Origin of the sequence: Microseira wollei NIES-4236, assembly GCF_020521235.1 — a bacterium.
Lineage (GTDB): Bacteria > Cyanobacteriota > Cyanobacteriia > Cyanobacteriales > Aerosakkonemataceae > Microseira > Microseira wollei.
Genome location: NZ_BLAY01000530.1, coordinates 1 through 546, shown reverse-complemented (window position 1 = coordinate 546; position 546 = coordinate 1). Strand labels below are relative to the sequence as shown.

Here is a 546-nt window from a genome sequence, read left to right as displayed (position 1 = left end):
TTTATGCGTTAGATACAGATAAAGATGGTGTACTGGCTCTTGAAGAATATAAAACCATGTACAAAATTTATGGATTTGGAAACGAAAGTTTAGCCGCAGAAATTTTTGCCAAGCTTGATTTTGACGGAGATGGTAAAATCAGGAAAAATGATGTAATGAATCTAGTTGCTGATTTCTACTTGAGCGACAACCCAGAAGCGCCTGGGAACTATTTCTTTGGCAACTACAAGTAACTTACACTGTATCTATATGAAGTTGCAGTAAAGTTTTTTGTTGAGTCAATTTGGGAGCCAACCATAAAAACCAAAATTGATTCACTGTATCTTCATATAAAATTGGGATCACACAATCATGAATAATGTTTTCATTGCTGGAAGCGCAACAGTTTTTCCACAGCCTTTGCCCTCCATCTACATTGTTGATAAGTTGTATCCAACAAATCTTTGCTCAGATCGTACAAATAAACTAGCAAAACGTGCTGCACAAAAATTTGGCATCAAACAGCGACCAGTTTGCTGTGACTTAGAACGCGCGTTCCAGAAAGAG

At 37.2% G+C, this 546-nt stretch carries 2 protein-coding genes; both read left to right on the top strand.

The genetic code is table 11. The annotated features are described in order from the left end of the window. The coding region (locus MiSe_RS49710; RefSeq protein WP_226595012.1) for an EF-hand domain-containing protein at positions 1 to 233 on the top strand (233 nt) is incomplete at its 5' end. Between the two features lie 118 nt (positions 234 to 351). Next, positions 352 to 546: hypothetical protein (locus tag MiSe_RS49705; RefSeq protein WP_226595010.1), on the top strand; the 195-nt coding region annotated here is incomplete at its 3' end.